This is a genomic window from Salipiger sp. PrR003, from assembly GCF_010500785.1.
Taxonomy (GTDB): Bacteria; Pseudomonadota; Alphaproteobacteria; order Rhodobacterales; family Rhodobacteraceae; genus Salipiger; species Salipiger pacificus_A.
Genome location: NZ_JAAGOV010000026.1, coordinates 45,985 through 58,601, shown reverse-complemented (window position 1 = coordinate 58,601; position 12,617 = coordinate 45,985). Strand labels below are relative to the sequence as shown.

The 12,617-nt window shown below is 68.3% G+C and carries 13 protein-coding genes and 1 pseudogene; 4 read left to right on the top strand and 10 right to left on the bottom strand.

Features of this window, described 5'->3' with window-relative positions; all coding sequences use genetic code 11:
- Window positions 1-3: 3 nt before the first annotated feature.
- The 6 genes from maiA to hmgA all read right to left on the bottom strand — a co-directional run bounded on the left by maiA (window position 4) and on the right by hmgA (window position 6,236).
- Window positions 4-639: a maleylacetoacetate isomerase gene (gene maiA / locus G0D83_RS03995; protein ID WP_164189717.1), complete on the bottom strand. Its 636-nt coding sequence runs from the start codon at window positions 637-639 to the stop codon at window positions 4-6.
- Complete coding sequence (locus G0D83_RS03990) at window positions 632-826, bottom strand: DUF2783 domain-containing protein (RefSeq protein ID WP_108970559.1); 195 nt, start codon at window positions 824-826, stop codon at window positions 632-634. Before G0D83_RS03990 ends, maiA begins: the two co-directional genes overlap by 8 nt.
- The gene (locus G0D83_RS03985) at window positions 826-2,439 is read right to left on the bottom strand and encodes an FAD-dependent oxidoreductase (protein WP_164189715.1); all 1,614 of its coding nucleotides are present in this window, start codon (window positions 2,437-2,439) and stop codon (window positions 826-828) included. Before G0D83_RS03985 ends, G0D83_RS03990 begins: the two co-directional genes overlap by 1 nt.
- A 99-nt stretch (window positions 2,440-2,538) precedes the next feature.
- Entirely contained in the window at window positions 2,539-3,489 is a 951-nt protein-coding gene (locus G0D83_RS03980; protein ID WP_164189713.1) for an MBL fold metallo-hydrolase, read from the bottom strand.
- A gap of 11 nt (window positions 3,490-3,500) precedes the next feature.
- Window positions 3,501-4,742 carry a fumarylacetoacetase gene (gene fahA / locus G0D83_RS03975; protein WP_164189710.1) on the bottom strand — a complete coding sequence of 414 codons (1,242 nt, stop codon included), beginning with the start codon at window positions 4,740-4,742 and terminating at the stop codon, window positions 3,501-3,503.
- Window positions 4,743-4,868: 126 nt separating this feature from the next.
- Window positions 4,869-6,236: a homogentisate 1,2-dioxygenase gene (hmgA, locus tag G0D83_RS03970; RefSeq protein ID WP_164189708.1), complete on the bottom strand. Its 1,368-nt coding sequence runs from the start codon at window positions 6,234-6,236 to the stop codon at window positions 4,869-4,871.
- A 74-nt stretch (window positions 6,237-6,310) separates the two neighbouring features.
- Here hmgA and G0D83_RS03965 point away from each other — a divergent pair, with 74 nt between their 5' ends.
- Together G0D83_RS03965 and G0D83_RS03960 are read left to right on the top strand one after the other, a co-directional pair.
- On the top strand, window positions 6,311-6,769 hold the full coding sequence (locus G0D83_RS03965) for a MarR family winged helix-turn-helix transcriptional regulator (protein ID WP_164189706.1): 459 nt from the start codon (window positions 6,311-6,313) through the stop codon (window positions 6,767-6,769).
- A gap of 132 nt (window positions 6,770-6,901) precedes the next feature.
- On the top strand, window positions 6,902-7,558 hold the full coding sequence (locus tag G0D83_RS03960; RefSeq protein WP_164189704.1) for a 3'-5' exonuclease: 657 nt from the start codon (window positions 6,902-6,904) through the stop codon (window positions 7,556-7,558).
- 62 nt (window positions 7,559-7,620) lie between these two features.
- Here the strand turns inward: G0D83_RS03960 and G0D83_RS03955 are convergent, their stop codons facing one another.
- The 4 genes from G0D83_RS03955 to G0D83_RS03940 are packed head-to-tail and all read right to left on the bottom strand — an operon-like array spanning window position 7,621 to window position 11,353.
- Entirely contained in the window at window positions 7,621-8,568 is a 948-nt protein-coding gene (locus G0D83_RS03955) for an ABC transporter substrate-binding protein (RefSeq protein ID WP_164189702.1), read from the bottom strand.
- Window positions 8,569-8,596: 28 nt separating this feature from the next.
- Window positions 8,597-9,388, bottom strand: a complete 792-nt coding sequence (locus G0D83_RS03950) for an ABC transporter ATP-binding protein (protein WP_164189700.1) — start codon at window positions 9,386-9,388, stop codon at window positions 8,597-8,599.
- A 4-nt stretch (window positions 9,389-9,392) separates the two neighbouring features.
- A complete protein-coding gene (locus G0D83_RS03945) occupies window positions 9,393-10,223 on the bottom strand; it encodes an ABC transporter permease (protein ID WP_108970550.1) in 831 nt (276 codons plus the stop codon).
- Window positions 10,214-11,353, bottom strand: coding sequence for an aryl-sulfate sulfotransferase (locus G0D83_RS03940; protein WP_203594913.1), 1,140 nt, complete (start codon window positions 11,351-11,353; stop codon window positions 10,214-10,216). Before G0D83_RS03940 ends, G0D83_RS03945 begins: the two co-directional genes overlap by 10 nt.
- Window positions 11,354-11,508: 155 nt before the next feature.
- Here G0D83_RS03940 and G0D83_RS32695 point away from each other — a divergent pair.
- Together G0D83_RS32695 and G0D83_RS03935 are read left to right on the top strand one after the other, a co-directional pair.
- Window positions 11,509-11,670 (top strand): annotated as a pseudogene (locus G0D83_RS32695) (LacI family DNA-binding transcriptional regulator); the annotation flags it as partial.
- Between the two features lie 69 nt (window positions 11,671-11,739).
- On the top strand, window positions 11,740-12,534 hold the full coding sequence (locus tag G0D83_RS03935; protein WP_370457160.1) for a substrate-binding domain-containing protein: 795 nt from the start codon (window positions 11,740-11,742) through the stop codon (window positions 12,532-12,534).
- The last annotated feature ends 83 nt before the right edge of the window (window positions 12,535-12,617 follow it).

The following is a 12,617-nucleotide window of genomic DNA, read 5'->3' as shown; positions in this document are numbered from 1 at the left end:
GGATCAGACGGCGGCGGGGAGCCGCGCCTCGGGCGCGGCGCGGCGGAAGGCGTCAAGCTCCGCGCAGGCTCGCGCGACGCGGGTGATCCGCGTCAGATCGCTGGTCTCCACCCCCCAGCGCGCGGCGTTGTAGAGCTGCGGGATCAGGCACAGGTCGGCCTGGGTCAGCGCGGCGCCCATGCAATAGGGGCCGGTCTCGTCGAGCATCGCCTCCACCGCCTCGAGCCCGGGGCGGATGAAGTGGCGCATCCAGTCGGCGCGGGTGTCGTCCCGCCCGGTCAGCGCGGCGGCATGGGCCGCGACGCGCAGGTTGCAGACCGGGTGCACATCGCAGGCAATGGCCAGCGCGATGGCGCGCATCCGCGCCGCCTGCGCCGGTGCCTCCGGGCGCAGCGACAGCCGGCCGGTCTCCTCGAGGTACTCGAGGATGGCGAGGCTCTGGGTCAGGCGCAACCCGTCAATCTCGAGCACCGGCACGAGCCCCTGCGGGTTGCGCGCCAGATGCGCGGCGCTGCGCTGATCGCCGGCCATGAGGTCCACCGGGCGGCATTCCCAGTCGATCCCCGAGAGGGTCAGCGCGATGCGCACCCGCCAGCTGGCGGACGAGCGCCAGTAGTCGTAGAGCACCGCGTCAGCCATAGGAGCGCGCCGTCTCGAGGATCGTCTTCAGCGCATCCACGTCCCCGAGGCGGTTGGCCAGCAGCAGCACGATCCGCACGTTGAGCGCGTGGCTCTGCGCCTCGGTCAGCCCCTCGTGCGCCGCCATGAGCGCCTCGTAGGCCTCGTCCCCGCGGGCGCCGAGCCCCATCTCGTAGATCTCGCGCATCACGCCATCTCCCTTTCGCAGCTGCGGCCCATGGCGCGGGCCAGCGCCTCTCTCAATGCCGGCTCTGGTACTTCGCCGTGGAACACCGCCGCCGCATGGCCATCGGGCCGCACGAGATAGGCGACCCCGGTGCCATAGCGCTGCAGCGCATAGCCCGCGCAGTCGTCATGGCTGGGGTAGGGGCGGTCCGACTGGCCGATGCCGAGACGCCGCACACCCACGTCGGGCAGCGCGATCTCACCAAAGCCGACCAGCGTGAAGGCTCCCTGCAGCAGGGGCAGCAGCCAGCCGTTGCCCACCGGCGCGTCGACCATCGGCTGACCGGGGCGCACGAGGCCCTCGCCCGGGGTCTGCAGCGCAAAGCCCTCCAGCGAGCAGGGCAGCGAGAGCCGCCCCGAGTTGATCAGCCGCCGCGCAAAGGGCTGGTCGTGGGCCATGCGCAGCGTCTCGCGGCGGAAGAGGGCCTCGATGGGGGTCTTCGGCGTCATGAAGTTGGTCGAGCGGGCGGAGTTGAGGATGTTTTCCGCCGAGCCGTGGCTGCGCTCCTCGTGGTAGCTCTCGATCAGCGTCTCATCCGCCGCGCCCTTCAGCACCGCCGCCAGCTTCCAGCCGAGGTTGTCCACATCCTGAATGCCGCCATTGCCGCCGCGCGCGCCGAAGGGGCTGACCACATGGGCGCTGTCGCCGACAAAGACCACGCGGCCATGCACGAACCGCTCGAGCTTGATGCAGCGGAACTTGTAGACCGACAGCCAGTCGAGCCGAAACGGGCGGTCGCCGACGATGGCCTTGATGCGCGGGACGACCTTTTCCTCGCTGGCCTCGAGCTTGGCATCGGCGCCAAGGTCGAGCTGCAGGTCGATGCGGTAGATATTGTCGGGCTGCGCGTGCAGCAGCGCCGATTTGCCCGGGTGGAACGTGGGATCGAACCAGAACCAGCGCTCTGCGATGCCGGGATCGCCGAAGGGGCTCTGGTCCATCTCGATGTCGGCGATGAGGAACTGCTCCTCGAAGGTCTGGCCGGTGAAGTCGAGCCCCATGCGCTCGCGCGTTGCCGATTTCACCCCGTCGCAGGCCAGCAGCCAGTCCGCCGCCAGCTCGTAGGGGCCCTCGGGGGTCTCGACGGTCAGCGTCACGCCTTCGGCGCTGGCAGCATGGTCCACCACCTTCGACAGGAAGCGCACGTCGATCAGCTCGGGAAATTCGCGGGCCCGCTCGAGCAGGTACTGCTCGACGTAATATTGCTGAAGGTTGATGAAGGCCGGGTACTTGTGGCCCTCCTCGGGCAGCAGGTCGAAGCTGTAGACCTCCTCGTCGCCGTGGAACAGCCGCCCGACCTTCCAGGTCACGCCCTTTTCGAGCATGCGCTCGCCGACGCCGAGCCGGTCGAAGATCTCGAGCGTGCGCTTGGCCCAGCAGATCGCCCGGCTGCCGACCGAGACGACGTTGTTGTCGTCGAGCACCACCGAGCGGATGCCCTGCAGCGCCAGGTCGATCGCCATGGCCAGACCGATGGGGCCGGCGCCGACGATGGCCACCGGCGCGCCGGTGGCGGTGCCGTCAAGCTCGGGCGGTCGCACGAAGGGCTGCGGGGCGTAGCTGTATGCGGGCATTCTCTCTCCTCCCTTGGTCGCGCGGCCGGGCTCCTCCACCGGGCCGCGCGGGGGTGTTCTCGTATCGTGTCCGGCGCGGCACCCCGCGCCGAACGGCGCTCAGCCCTGCAGGTCGGCCCACATCTGCTGGTCGCGCTCGGCGGTCCAGACGCGCGGCGTGTCGATGCCACGGGCCTCGTCGTAGGCGCGGGCCACGTTGAACGGCAGGCAATGCTCGTAGATCGCGTATTCGGCGAACTTCGGATCGCACTCGGCGCGCACCGCGTCCCAGGCTTCCTTGAGCGAGCCGCCTCGGGCCACGACGCGGGCCACCGGCTTGTAGGTCGAGCGCACGAAATCGGCGGTGTTCTCCAGCGCCTGCGCCACCTGCGCCTCGCCCACCAGCGCGTCGCCGCGACCCGGCGCGATGGCCTTGGGCTCGTAGAAGGCGATATTGGCCAGCGTCTCGGGCCAATCGGCGAAATGGCCGTCGCCGCAGTAGCAGGCCGAGTGGAACTCGACGATGTCGCCGGTGAACATCACCTCCTGGTCGGGCACCCAGATCACCGCGTCGCCGGCGGTATGGGCGCGGCCGAGGTGCATGATGTCGACCCGGCGCTTGCCGAGGTAGGCGGTCATCCGGTCGCTGAAGGTGGTGGTGGGGCGGGTCAGCCCGGGGATTTCCTCGTGCCCCTGGAAGAGCCGCGGGAAGCGGCCGAACTCGCTGTCCCAGTCCTCCTGACCGCGCTCCTCGACCATGGCGGCAGCGGTATCGGACATGATGATCTCGCGCGCGCCATAAGCCGAGGCGCCGAGCACCCGCACCGCATGATAATGCGTCAGCACCAGATGGCTGATCGGCTTGTCGGTGACCGAGCGCACGCAGTCCATCACCTTGCGCGCCAGCCGCGGGGTGGCCTGCGCCTCGACGATCATCACGCTTTCGTCGCCGATGATGACGCCGGTGTTGGGATCACCCTCGGCGGTGAAGGCATAGAGCCCCTCGCCCACCTCGGTGAAGCTGATCTTCTTTTCTTCCATGTCGCCTTGCGACGCGAATGCCTTGGCCATGAGAGCCTCCTTTATTCCTTTGTCCAGTCGGGCCGCGGCACGGCGGGCAGGACCTTGCCCGAACACGCGCCGAAGCCGATGCGGTAGCCGTCGCCCTGCGCGGCCCCCCGAAGTGTCAGCGTGTCGCCATCCTCGAGAAAACTGCGGGTCGCGCCGCCGGGCAGTTCGAGCGGCTCCTTGCCGCCCCAGCTGATCTCCAGCAGCGAGCCGCGGCTGTCCGGCGTCGCGCCCGAGATGGTGCCCGAGCCCAGCATGTCGCCGGTGCGCATGGCGCATCCGCTACTTGTGTGATGGCAAAGCTGTTGCGCGGCAGAGTAGTACATCTGCGAATAATTGGTGCGCGAGATCACCGTCTCCGCGCCGCCCTCGGGGGCCAGCGCCACCTCGAGGTCGATGTCGTAGAGCATCGGTCCCGGCTCGCGCAGGTAGGGTAGCAGCTCGCGCTCGCGCTCCGGTGTCGCGGTGCGGAAGGGCGCCAGCGCCGCGGCGGTGACGATCCAGGGGCTGATCGTGGTCGCCGTCGCCTTCGACTGGAACGGGCCCAGCGGCTGGTACTCCCAGGCCTGGATGTCGCGCGCCGACCAGTCGTTGAGCAGCACGTAGCCGAAGATCATCGCGTCGGCCTCGGCGACCGAGACCATGCCCTGCGAGGGCATGCCGACGATCGCGCCCATCTCCAGCTCGAGATCGAAGCGGCGGCAGGGCTCGAAGACCGGCAGCTCGGCGTCGGGCAGTTTCAGCTGGCCCCAGGGCCGGCGCACCTCGGTGCCCGAAACCACCACCGAAGAGGCGCGGCCATTGTAGCCGATGGGGATCGACAGCCAGTTCGGCGGCAGCGCGTTCTCGGGTCCCCGGAACATCGAACCGACGTTGAAGGCGTGGTTCTTGGCGGCATAGAAATCGGTGTATTCGCTGACGGCGAAGGGCATCAGCAGCGACACGCCCTCCAGCGGCACGAGGTGCGGCGCCACCGCGGCGCGATGCGCCTCATCGCCTAGGAGCTCGGTCAGCCGCGCGCGCAGCGCCGCCCAGACCTCGGGGCCCGCCGCCATCACCGCGTTCCACGCGGGCGCGGCAAAAAGCGCCGGATCCTGCCCATGGTCCACCGCGCCCACGTCCAGCACGAAGTCCCCGATCGCCACGCCCATGCGCGCGCCGCGGCCATCGTCGAAGACCCCGTAGGGCAGGTTGTTCAGCGGGAAATCGCACTCGGGCTCATTGGCCCCGCCGACCCAGCTCTGCATCAGGTTCATTGCAGTCCTTCCAGAGGCATCCCGCCCCTTCTTCTCTTTCCAATACGCCGGGCCAAGGACGCCGGGGGTGAGTTTCCCGCGGGCCAAGAAGGGCCGGCGGCGCCATCCCCCCTTTCCCGCGTCGACTCAGTCCCAGTTGCCCTCGGGCGTGCCGTCGAAGCGTTTCTTCAGGCTGTCCCAACAGTCGATGTAATCGTCCTGCAGCGGCGCCTCCTTGGCGGCGAAGCGCGTCAGGTGCTGCGGGAAGCGGGTCTCGAACATGAAGCTCATCGTGTTGTCGAGCTTGCCCGGCTTCAGCTCGCCGAAGCTGGCCTTCTCGAAGGCCTCGTTGTCCGGACCGTGCGGCAGCATCATGTTGTGCAGGCTCATCCCCCCCGGCACGAAGCCCTGCGGCTTGGCGTCATATTCGCCGTAGATATTGCCCATCAGCTCGGACATGACGTTCTTGTGGTACCACGGCGGTCGGAAGGTGTTCTCGGCGACCATCCAGCGCTCGCGGAACAGCACGAAGTCGATGTTGGCGGTGCCCTCGACGCCCGAAGGCGCGGTCAGCACGGTGAAGATCGACGGGTCGGGGTGATCGAAGAGGATCGCGCCGACCGGGCAATAGGTGCGCAGGTCGTATTTCACCGGCGCGTAATTGCCGTGCCAAGCCACCACGTCGAGCGGCGAGTGGCCGATCCAGGTCTCGTGGAACTGGCCCTGCCACTTGATCACCACGCGGCTTTTCGCGTCGCGGTCCTCGAAGGCGGCGACCGGCGTCTTGAAGTCGCGGCGGTTGGCCATGCAGTTGGCGCCGATCGGGCCGCGGCCCGGCAGGTCGAACTTCTGGCCGTAGTTCTCGCAGACGAAGCCGCGCGCCGGCCCGTCGATCACCTCCACGCGGTAGACCAGCCCGCGCGGCAGGATGGCGATCTCCTTGGGCTCGAGGTCGATCACCCCGAGCTCGGTGCAAAAGCGCAGCCGGCCCTCCTGCGGCACCACCAAAAGCTCGCTGTCGGCGGAATAGAAATACTCGTCCTGCATCGAGGCGGTGACGAGGTAGATGTGGCTGGCCATGCCGACCTGCGTGTAGACGTCGCCCGCCGTGGTCATCGTGCGCATGCCGGTGAGCCAGGTCAGGCTTTCCTGCGCATGCGGCACCGGATCCCAGCGGTACTGGCCAAGGCTGATCACGTCCGGATCGACGTTGGGCGCCGACTGCCAATAAGGCACGTCGATCTTCGAGAAGCGGCCAGTGTGCTTCACCGCCGGGCGGATGCGGTAGCACCAGGTGCGCTCGTTCTGATGGCTCGGCGCGGTGAAGGCGGTGCCGGAGAGCTGCTCGCCATAGAGACCGTAGGCGCAGCGCTGCGGCGAGTTCCTCCCGTCGGGCAGCGCACCGGGCAGGGCCTCGGTTTCGAAGTCATTGCCAAAGCCCGGCATGTACCCCTCGTGCAGCGCGCTGATGCCGGCCGCGCGTGTCAGCCCCGAGATCTTGCTCAGGTCATTCATCTCCGAAGTCCTCCCTCGACGTATCGATGACATGTTGTTAGTTACTTTTGTAACTAACAAGGGAGATTCTCGGAATGCTCAAACCTCGGGAAGAAGAGCGCGATCACTCTGATATCTTTGAACTTTCCGCTTTCACGCCCTATCTGCTCAACCAGGCAGCCGAGGCGCAGAGCGACGTGTTTTCAAGAAATTACCGCGATCTCTACGGGATGCTGCGGACCGAGTGGCGGGTGCTCTTCCACCTTGGCCGCCATGGCGACATGACCGCCAAGGAGATCTCGGAACGTGCCTCGATCCACAAGACGAAGGTCTCGCGCGCGGTGCGCGCGCTGGAGGAAAAGCGCTTCCTCGCGCGGGTCACCAGCCCCGAGGACCGGCGCAGCGAACGCCTGTCGCTGCGCCCGCCGGGGCAGGAGGCGTTTCGCCGCCTCTCCGCCGCGGCGCAGGACTATGAGGCCGCGCTCGAGCGCCGTCTCGGCAAGCGCGACGCGCGCAAGCTGCGGGATCTTCTGAAGCGGCTCGGCCATCCCTGAGCGCAGGGACGGGCCCGGGTGGTGGATCCCCGAAAGCGACGCGGGGGGCCTTTTCCCCGCGGGCGAGGTTGCCCTCGACCGCCTTCCCGAGGCAAACCGGTCCCGAGGCTGGGCAGGGAATTGGGGCAGAGCATGGGAAATGAACTCTTACGCGGCGCGTCACCGGGACAGGGACAGGGACAGGGACAGGCAGGGGCCGGGCTCGCGGCAATCCTTCACAAGTCCTTCCGCTTCGTGGCGGTCGACGTCGAGACGGCGAACTCCGACGCAGGCAGCATCTGCCAGATCGGTCTTGCCTGCGTCAGCGACAGGGACGTCGAGAAGGTCGTTACCCTGCTGATCGACCCGAAGTGCAGGTTCGACGGCATGAATGTGCGGATCCATGGGATCACCGCCGCGCATGTGTCGGGCGAGCCCACGTTCGCGGCGCTCCTCGACGCGCTCGGGGACTTCCTCGAGCGACACCTGCTGGTCCAGCACAGCAGCTTCGACGCGCGCGCGATCCGCAGCGCCACCGAGGCCTGCGGCCGTCCCCCGCAGCCGCTGAAATGGCACGACAGCGTGAAGGTGGCGCGCCTCGCCTGGCCCGAGTTCAAGGGCAACGGCGGTCATGGTCTTGCCCATCTGAAGACGGCCCTGGGACTGGATTTCCGCCACCACGACGCGGGCGAGGATGCCCGCGCCGCGGCAGAGATCGTGCTCATGGCCGAAGCCCGCCTGCAAAAACCCTTTCCCGAGATCCTGGCGCCGCGGCCCGGCGGACGGCTGCGCAGACAGGTGGCGGTGTAGCGCGGGACAGAGCCGCGATCGCAGGACCGGGGCCCTTTGCAGGAAGGCCCCGGGCGTTGACCCTACTTCTGCGCGGCCTCCAGGGCGGCAGGGGCGAAATAGTCGGCCAGCGCGGCGTCGGAGAGCGGCTCTGCCTTGATCACGCCCTGCCCGAGGATCCAGTCGGCCTCGGAGCGGATCAGCTCGGCGAGCCCCTCGTCCAGCGTCAGGCCGATCTCCACGTCCTGCCACATGGTGGCCAGCGCCTCGGTCGAGATCGCGCCCTGCATCGAGGCCGACACCGCCGCCATCGCTGCCTCCGGGTCGGCGGCGACATCGGCATCCGCCTTGGCCAGCGCGCCCATGAAGGCGGCGAGCGTGTCAGACTTCTGGCCGGTCATCTCGGGCGTGGCGGCGAGGATGTAATGCACCTCGTAGCCCGGCGCGCGCAGCTCGAGGTAATCCTCGCCCAGCGTGTCCTTTGCCGCGCCGTAGAAGGTCGGGAAGGGGACGATGGCATCAACGTCACCGCGCACCACGGCGGGCACCAGATCCGGCGGCGCGGCCGAGACGATCTCGGCCTCGACGCCCGCGCCTTCGAGCGCCTTGTCGAGGAAATAGTGCACGTTGGTGCCGATGGTGGTCCCGATGCGGCGCCCGGCAAGGTCGGCAGGGCTGTCAAGTGGACCGGCCCCGGCATTGCCGATCACCCGCGAGCCGGTGAAGCGGGCAAGATCGCCGACGATGGCGAACTCCTGCCCCATCAGCGCGCCGGTGGCGGCGGGGAACTCGGCCATGAAGACCACGTCCACCTGCCCGCCGAGCAGCGCCTCGAAGCCCGCCCGGCCGGAGTTGAAGGGCACCAGTTCGACCTCGAGCCCGGCGTCGGTGAAATAGCCCTTCTCGAGCGCCAGGTCGACCTGCGGGGTCTGCGGGTTGGGGCTCCAGCCGAAGACGAGGCTCTCGGCCATGGCAAGGCCCGGGGTCAGCGCCAGCGCGGTTCCGAGGGCCAGTCTGGTCAATGCAGTCATTGTCTCTCTCCTGTTGGTTTCGGTAGGGTCAGTGCAGCTCGGCCAGCGCCTTCTGCCGGCGCAGCAGGCCGAGGATCTCTTCGCGGATGTCCAGCAGTTCCGAGCCCGACCGGTTGAAGGCGCGGGGCCGGGGCTGGCTCAGCGGGTAGTGGCGGATCAGCCGGCCCGGCGCATGGCTCATCACCCGCACGTCGTCGGCCAGAAGCAGCGCCTCGTCTACGTCGTGGGTGACAAAGAGCACCGTGGCACGGTGGCGCTCCCAGACCTTGAGCAGCAGCTCGTGCATGCCGATCCTTGTCTGCGCGTCGAGCGCCCCGAAGGGCTCGTCCATCAGCAGCACCTTGGGCTCGCAGGCCAGCGTGCGCGCGATGGCCACCCGCTGCTTCATGCCGCCCGAAAGTTCCTGCGGGAACTTCCCGGCATGCTGCTCGAGCCCGACCTCGGCCAGCGCGGCGCGGGCGCGGTCGATCTCCTCGGCCTTTGGCAGGCCGAAGCGGCGCAGCGCGAAGCGAACGTTGCCAAGCGCGGTGAACCACGGGAAGAGCGCGTATTGCTGAAAGATCACGCCGACCTTGTCCGATGGGCCGCGGACGGCGGCACCATCGATGGTGATCGCGCCCGACGAGGGCTCGACGAAGCCGCCGATGGCGTTCATCAGCGTGGACTTGCCGCAGCCCGAAGGCCCGATCAATGCGGTGAAGGTTCCCGGGTGCAGCCGCAGCGTCGTGGTCTCGAGCGCGGTGACCGGCCCCTGCTTGCCCTTGAAGGTGATGGCGACGTCGTTGATCCGCACGTCACCGTGGAGTGGCTTGGTGTCCATGATCCTACCCCTGCTGCCAGTGGACGATCCGGCGGCCGATGAGGTGCACGATCAGATCAACCGTGGCCCCCAGCGCACCGAGGATGATGAGAAGCGAGAACATCCGGTCGGTGCGGATATACTGCCGCGCCTCCTGCAGCCGGTAGCCAAGCCCAGAGGAGGCGCCCGACAGCTCGGCGGCGACGAGGCTCAGGAAGGCCAGCGCCACCCCGAGCCGCAGCCCGGCGAAGATGTAGGGGGCGGCGGCGGGGATCACCACGGTCAGGAACTCGCGCCGGCGCGAGGCGCCAAGACTGCGCGAGGCCCGCAGGTAGATGTCCGGCACGTATTCCATGCCGTGGTGGGTGTTGAACCAGACCGCGAGGAAGACCGTGTAGGAGATGACGAAATACTTCGAGCCCTCTCCGATGCCGAACCAGACGATGGCCACGGGCACCAGCGCGATCGCCGGGATCGGGCGCAGCAGCGACAGGAACGGCCCCAGCAGCGTGCGGACCAGCGCCACGCGCCCGGTCAGCAGCCCCAGCACCACGCCAAGCGAGGCGCCGATGGCAAAGCCGATGGCGGCGCGGCTGCAAGAGACCGCAAGATCCTTGGGCAGCGCGCCGGTCTGCCACATCTCCACCGTCGCAGACCAGACCGACCAGGGCGCCGGGAAGATCGCCTCGGGCACCAGCTTCAGCGCGCCCACGGCGGCCCAGATCGCCAGCACGAAGAGGAAGGAGAGCATGGGTTTTCCCATCTCGGCGCTCGCGGCAAGCGTACGGGCGGCGATCCGCGCGGGGCTCCGGCGCGGTCTCGGGCGGGCGGGCTGCCTCAGCTCTGTCACAGCCATGACACCTGCTCCTGCTTGTAGCGGTGCGCCCGGAAGCAGGAGTTGTGCGCGCCGAGGATGAACTTGGACAGCGGCTCGGGGTATTCGGCAAAATCGGGGATCACATATTCCCAGACCGTCTCGCCCTCGGGCGTCACCTCGAAGAGCCGGCCGAAGGCACTCTCGCAGATGAAGGTGTTGCCGTTCCACAGCCGCTGGCAGCCGCCCATGTAGGGCGAGAAGAACGAAGGCGGCATCGGGTCGGTGTAGCTCCAGACGGTCTTTCCGGTCGTCGGGTCGAACTCCAGCGCGCGCGAGAAGGGCGAGGTCGAGCCCTGCCGCAGGTTGCCGTTGTCGAAACACAGCACGCTGCCGCCCTCCATCTCGACCGGGGTGTGCTGCTGCGCCACCACATCGGGGCCGACGTGCCAGACCACCTTGCCGGTGCGCCGGTCCACGGCGATGACGCCCGAGGTGGTGCGCAGGCTCATCAACACAAGTCCGCCGCTGGTCACCGAAAGCCCGTTGATCATCGGCCAGTGCCGCCGGTCGAAAATGGCATGGATCGGGAAATCCGCCGGATCGAGGTGATCCCAGATGCGCCATTCCCAGACCGTCTCGCCCTTGCGGTTCACCTCGCGCACGATGTCGGACTGGATCACCCCGTCGGCGCCGTCCTTGCGGGGATCGCCGCCCTGCACCCGCGCCGCCTTTTCGGCGGGCAGGGGGGCGGCGACGGTGTAGAGCAGGTTGCCGTTCGCCAGCCATTGCGCGTCGTGGTGGTGGAAGATGTCCTCGTGGCGCCAGACGATCTCGCCCGAAGGGGTCGCCTCGTAGAAATCGCCGCCGTGCCAGAGATCCCAAGCCGGGTAGAGCGCCGCCGAGCTGGCATGGCTGCCGTTGTAGCCGAGGTTGCCGTTCGGCAAGATCACCGCGTCGCGCCCGGCGCGCACCGGCATCTGCCAGCGGTGCGCAAGGCTGCCGTCGATATCCACCAAGTCGACGCGGCCCTCGGCCGTCTGTCCGGCAAAGAGCGTGTAGCCCCCGGCACTTCGGACGGGGTCATGGGCGGTCAAACCGGTGCGGCGGCGGCGCAGCGTTACCTGCTCGACCGGCTTGGTTTCGGGGCGGGTCATCACATGGGCAGTCATCGGATCCTCCGTTCCATTAAATCGTTTTAACAACTCTTCTCACTTGCTGGCCCACCGTTAAAACGTTTTAATCGTCACGAGGGCGAAAAAGCCGATGCAGCAGGACTGCGCGCCGAAATTTTGTGCAGCCGGGGCGCCAACGGGGTGAGACGAGGATGAGCGGGCAGGTCAAAGCAGGGCAAAAGCGCGCCACGGTCGTGGATGTGGCGCGACTCGCCGGGGTCTCGCCGGGGACCGTCTCCAACGCGCTCAGCGGCAAGCGGCGCGTGGATGACGAGACCCGGGCGCGCATCGACCACGCGGTGCGCGAGCTGGGCTATGTGCCGAATATGGCGGCGCGGGGTATGCGGACCGGCCGCGCGAACACCATCGCGCTCTTCTCCTCCATGGCGACGGCAGTGGCGGCGGGTCCCTCGAAGCTCGGCTTCCTGATGGAAATCGCCGGCTCGGCGGCATTGGCGGCGCTGTCGCGCAACGTCGCGCTGGTGCTGGTGCCGCCGATCCGCGACCCCGAGACCGCGCTGCGCAACGTGCCGTTTGACGGCGCGCTGCTTGTCGAGCCGACGCGCGACGACCCGTTCCTTGCGCTGCTGGCCGCGCGCGAGGTTCCGACGGTGGCCATCGGCGAGGCGCATGGGGCGGTTTCGGCCCATGTCGATCTGAACTACGCGCAGACGGCGGACCTGCTGATCGATCACCTGCTCGAGGTCGGGGCGCGCAACGTCCCCTTGCTGATCGGGACCGGCGCCCGGCGCTACTACGAGGTGTTCGAGGCCCGCTACCGTCAGCGCGCGGCGCAGATCGGCATGACACCGACGGTGCTGCGCATCGACGAGGCGGAGGGAGAGGCCGGTGCCGCCCGCAGCGTCACCCGCCACCTCGCGGCACATCCGGAAACCGACGGCCTGCTGGTGCCGGTGGACGCCCAGGCCACAGGGGCCATGGACGCGCTGCGCCTGGCCGGTCTCAGCATTCCGGGGGATGTGCGCGTGGCGACGCGCTACGACGGACTTCGCGCGCGCGCGGAGACGCCGGCGCTGACCGCCGTCGACCTGCAGCTCGACTCCGTCGCCGCAACCGCCACGGATGCGCTGCTGAACCTCATCGAAGGCCATCCGGCAGCCACCCATCTGGCAAGCCCGCCGCCGACACTGATCGTGCGCGGATCGACGGTGCCGTGAGACCAATCAGGCTCAGGTCACGCCTTGCGCCACGGACAAAGCCGGATGACGCGCCGCATCCGGTCACGCGCGGTATTTACATA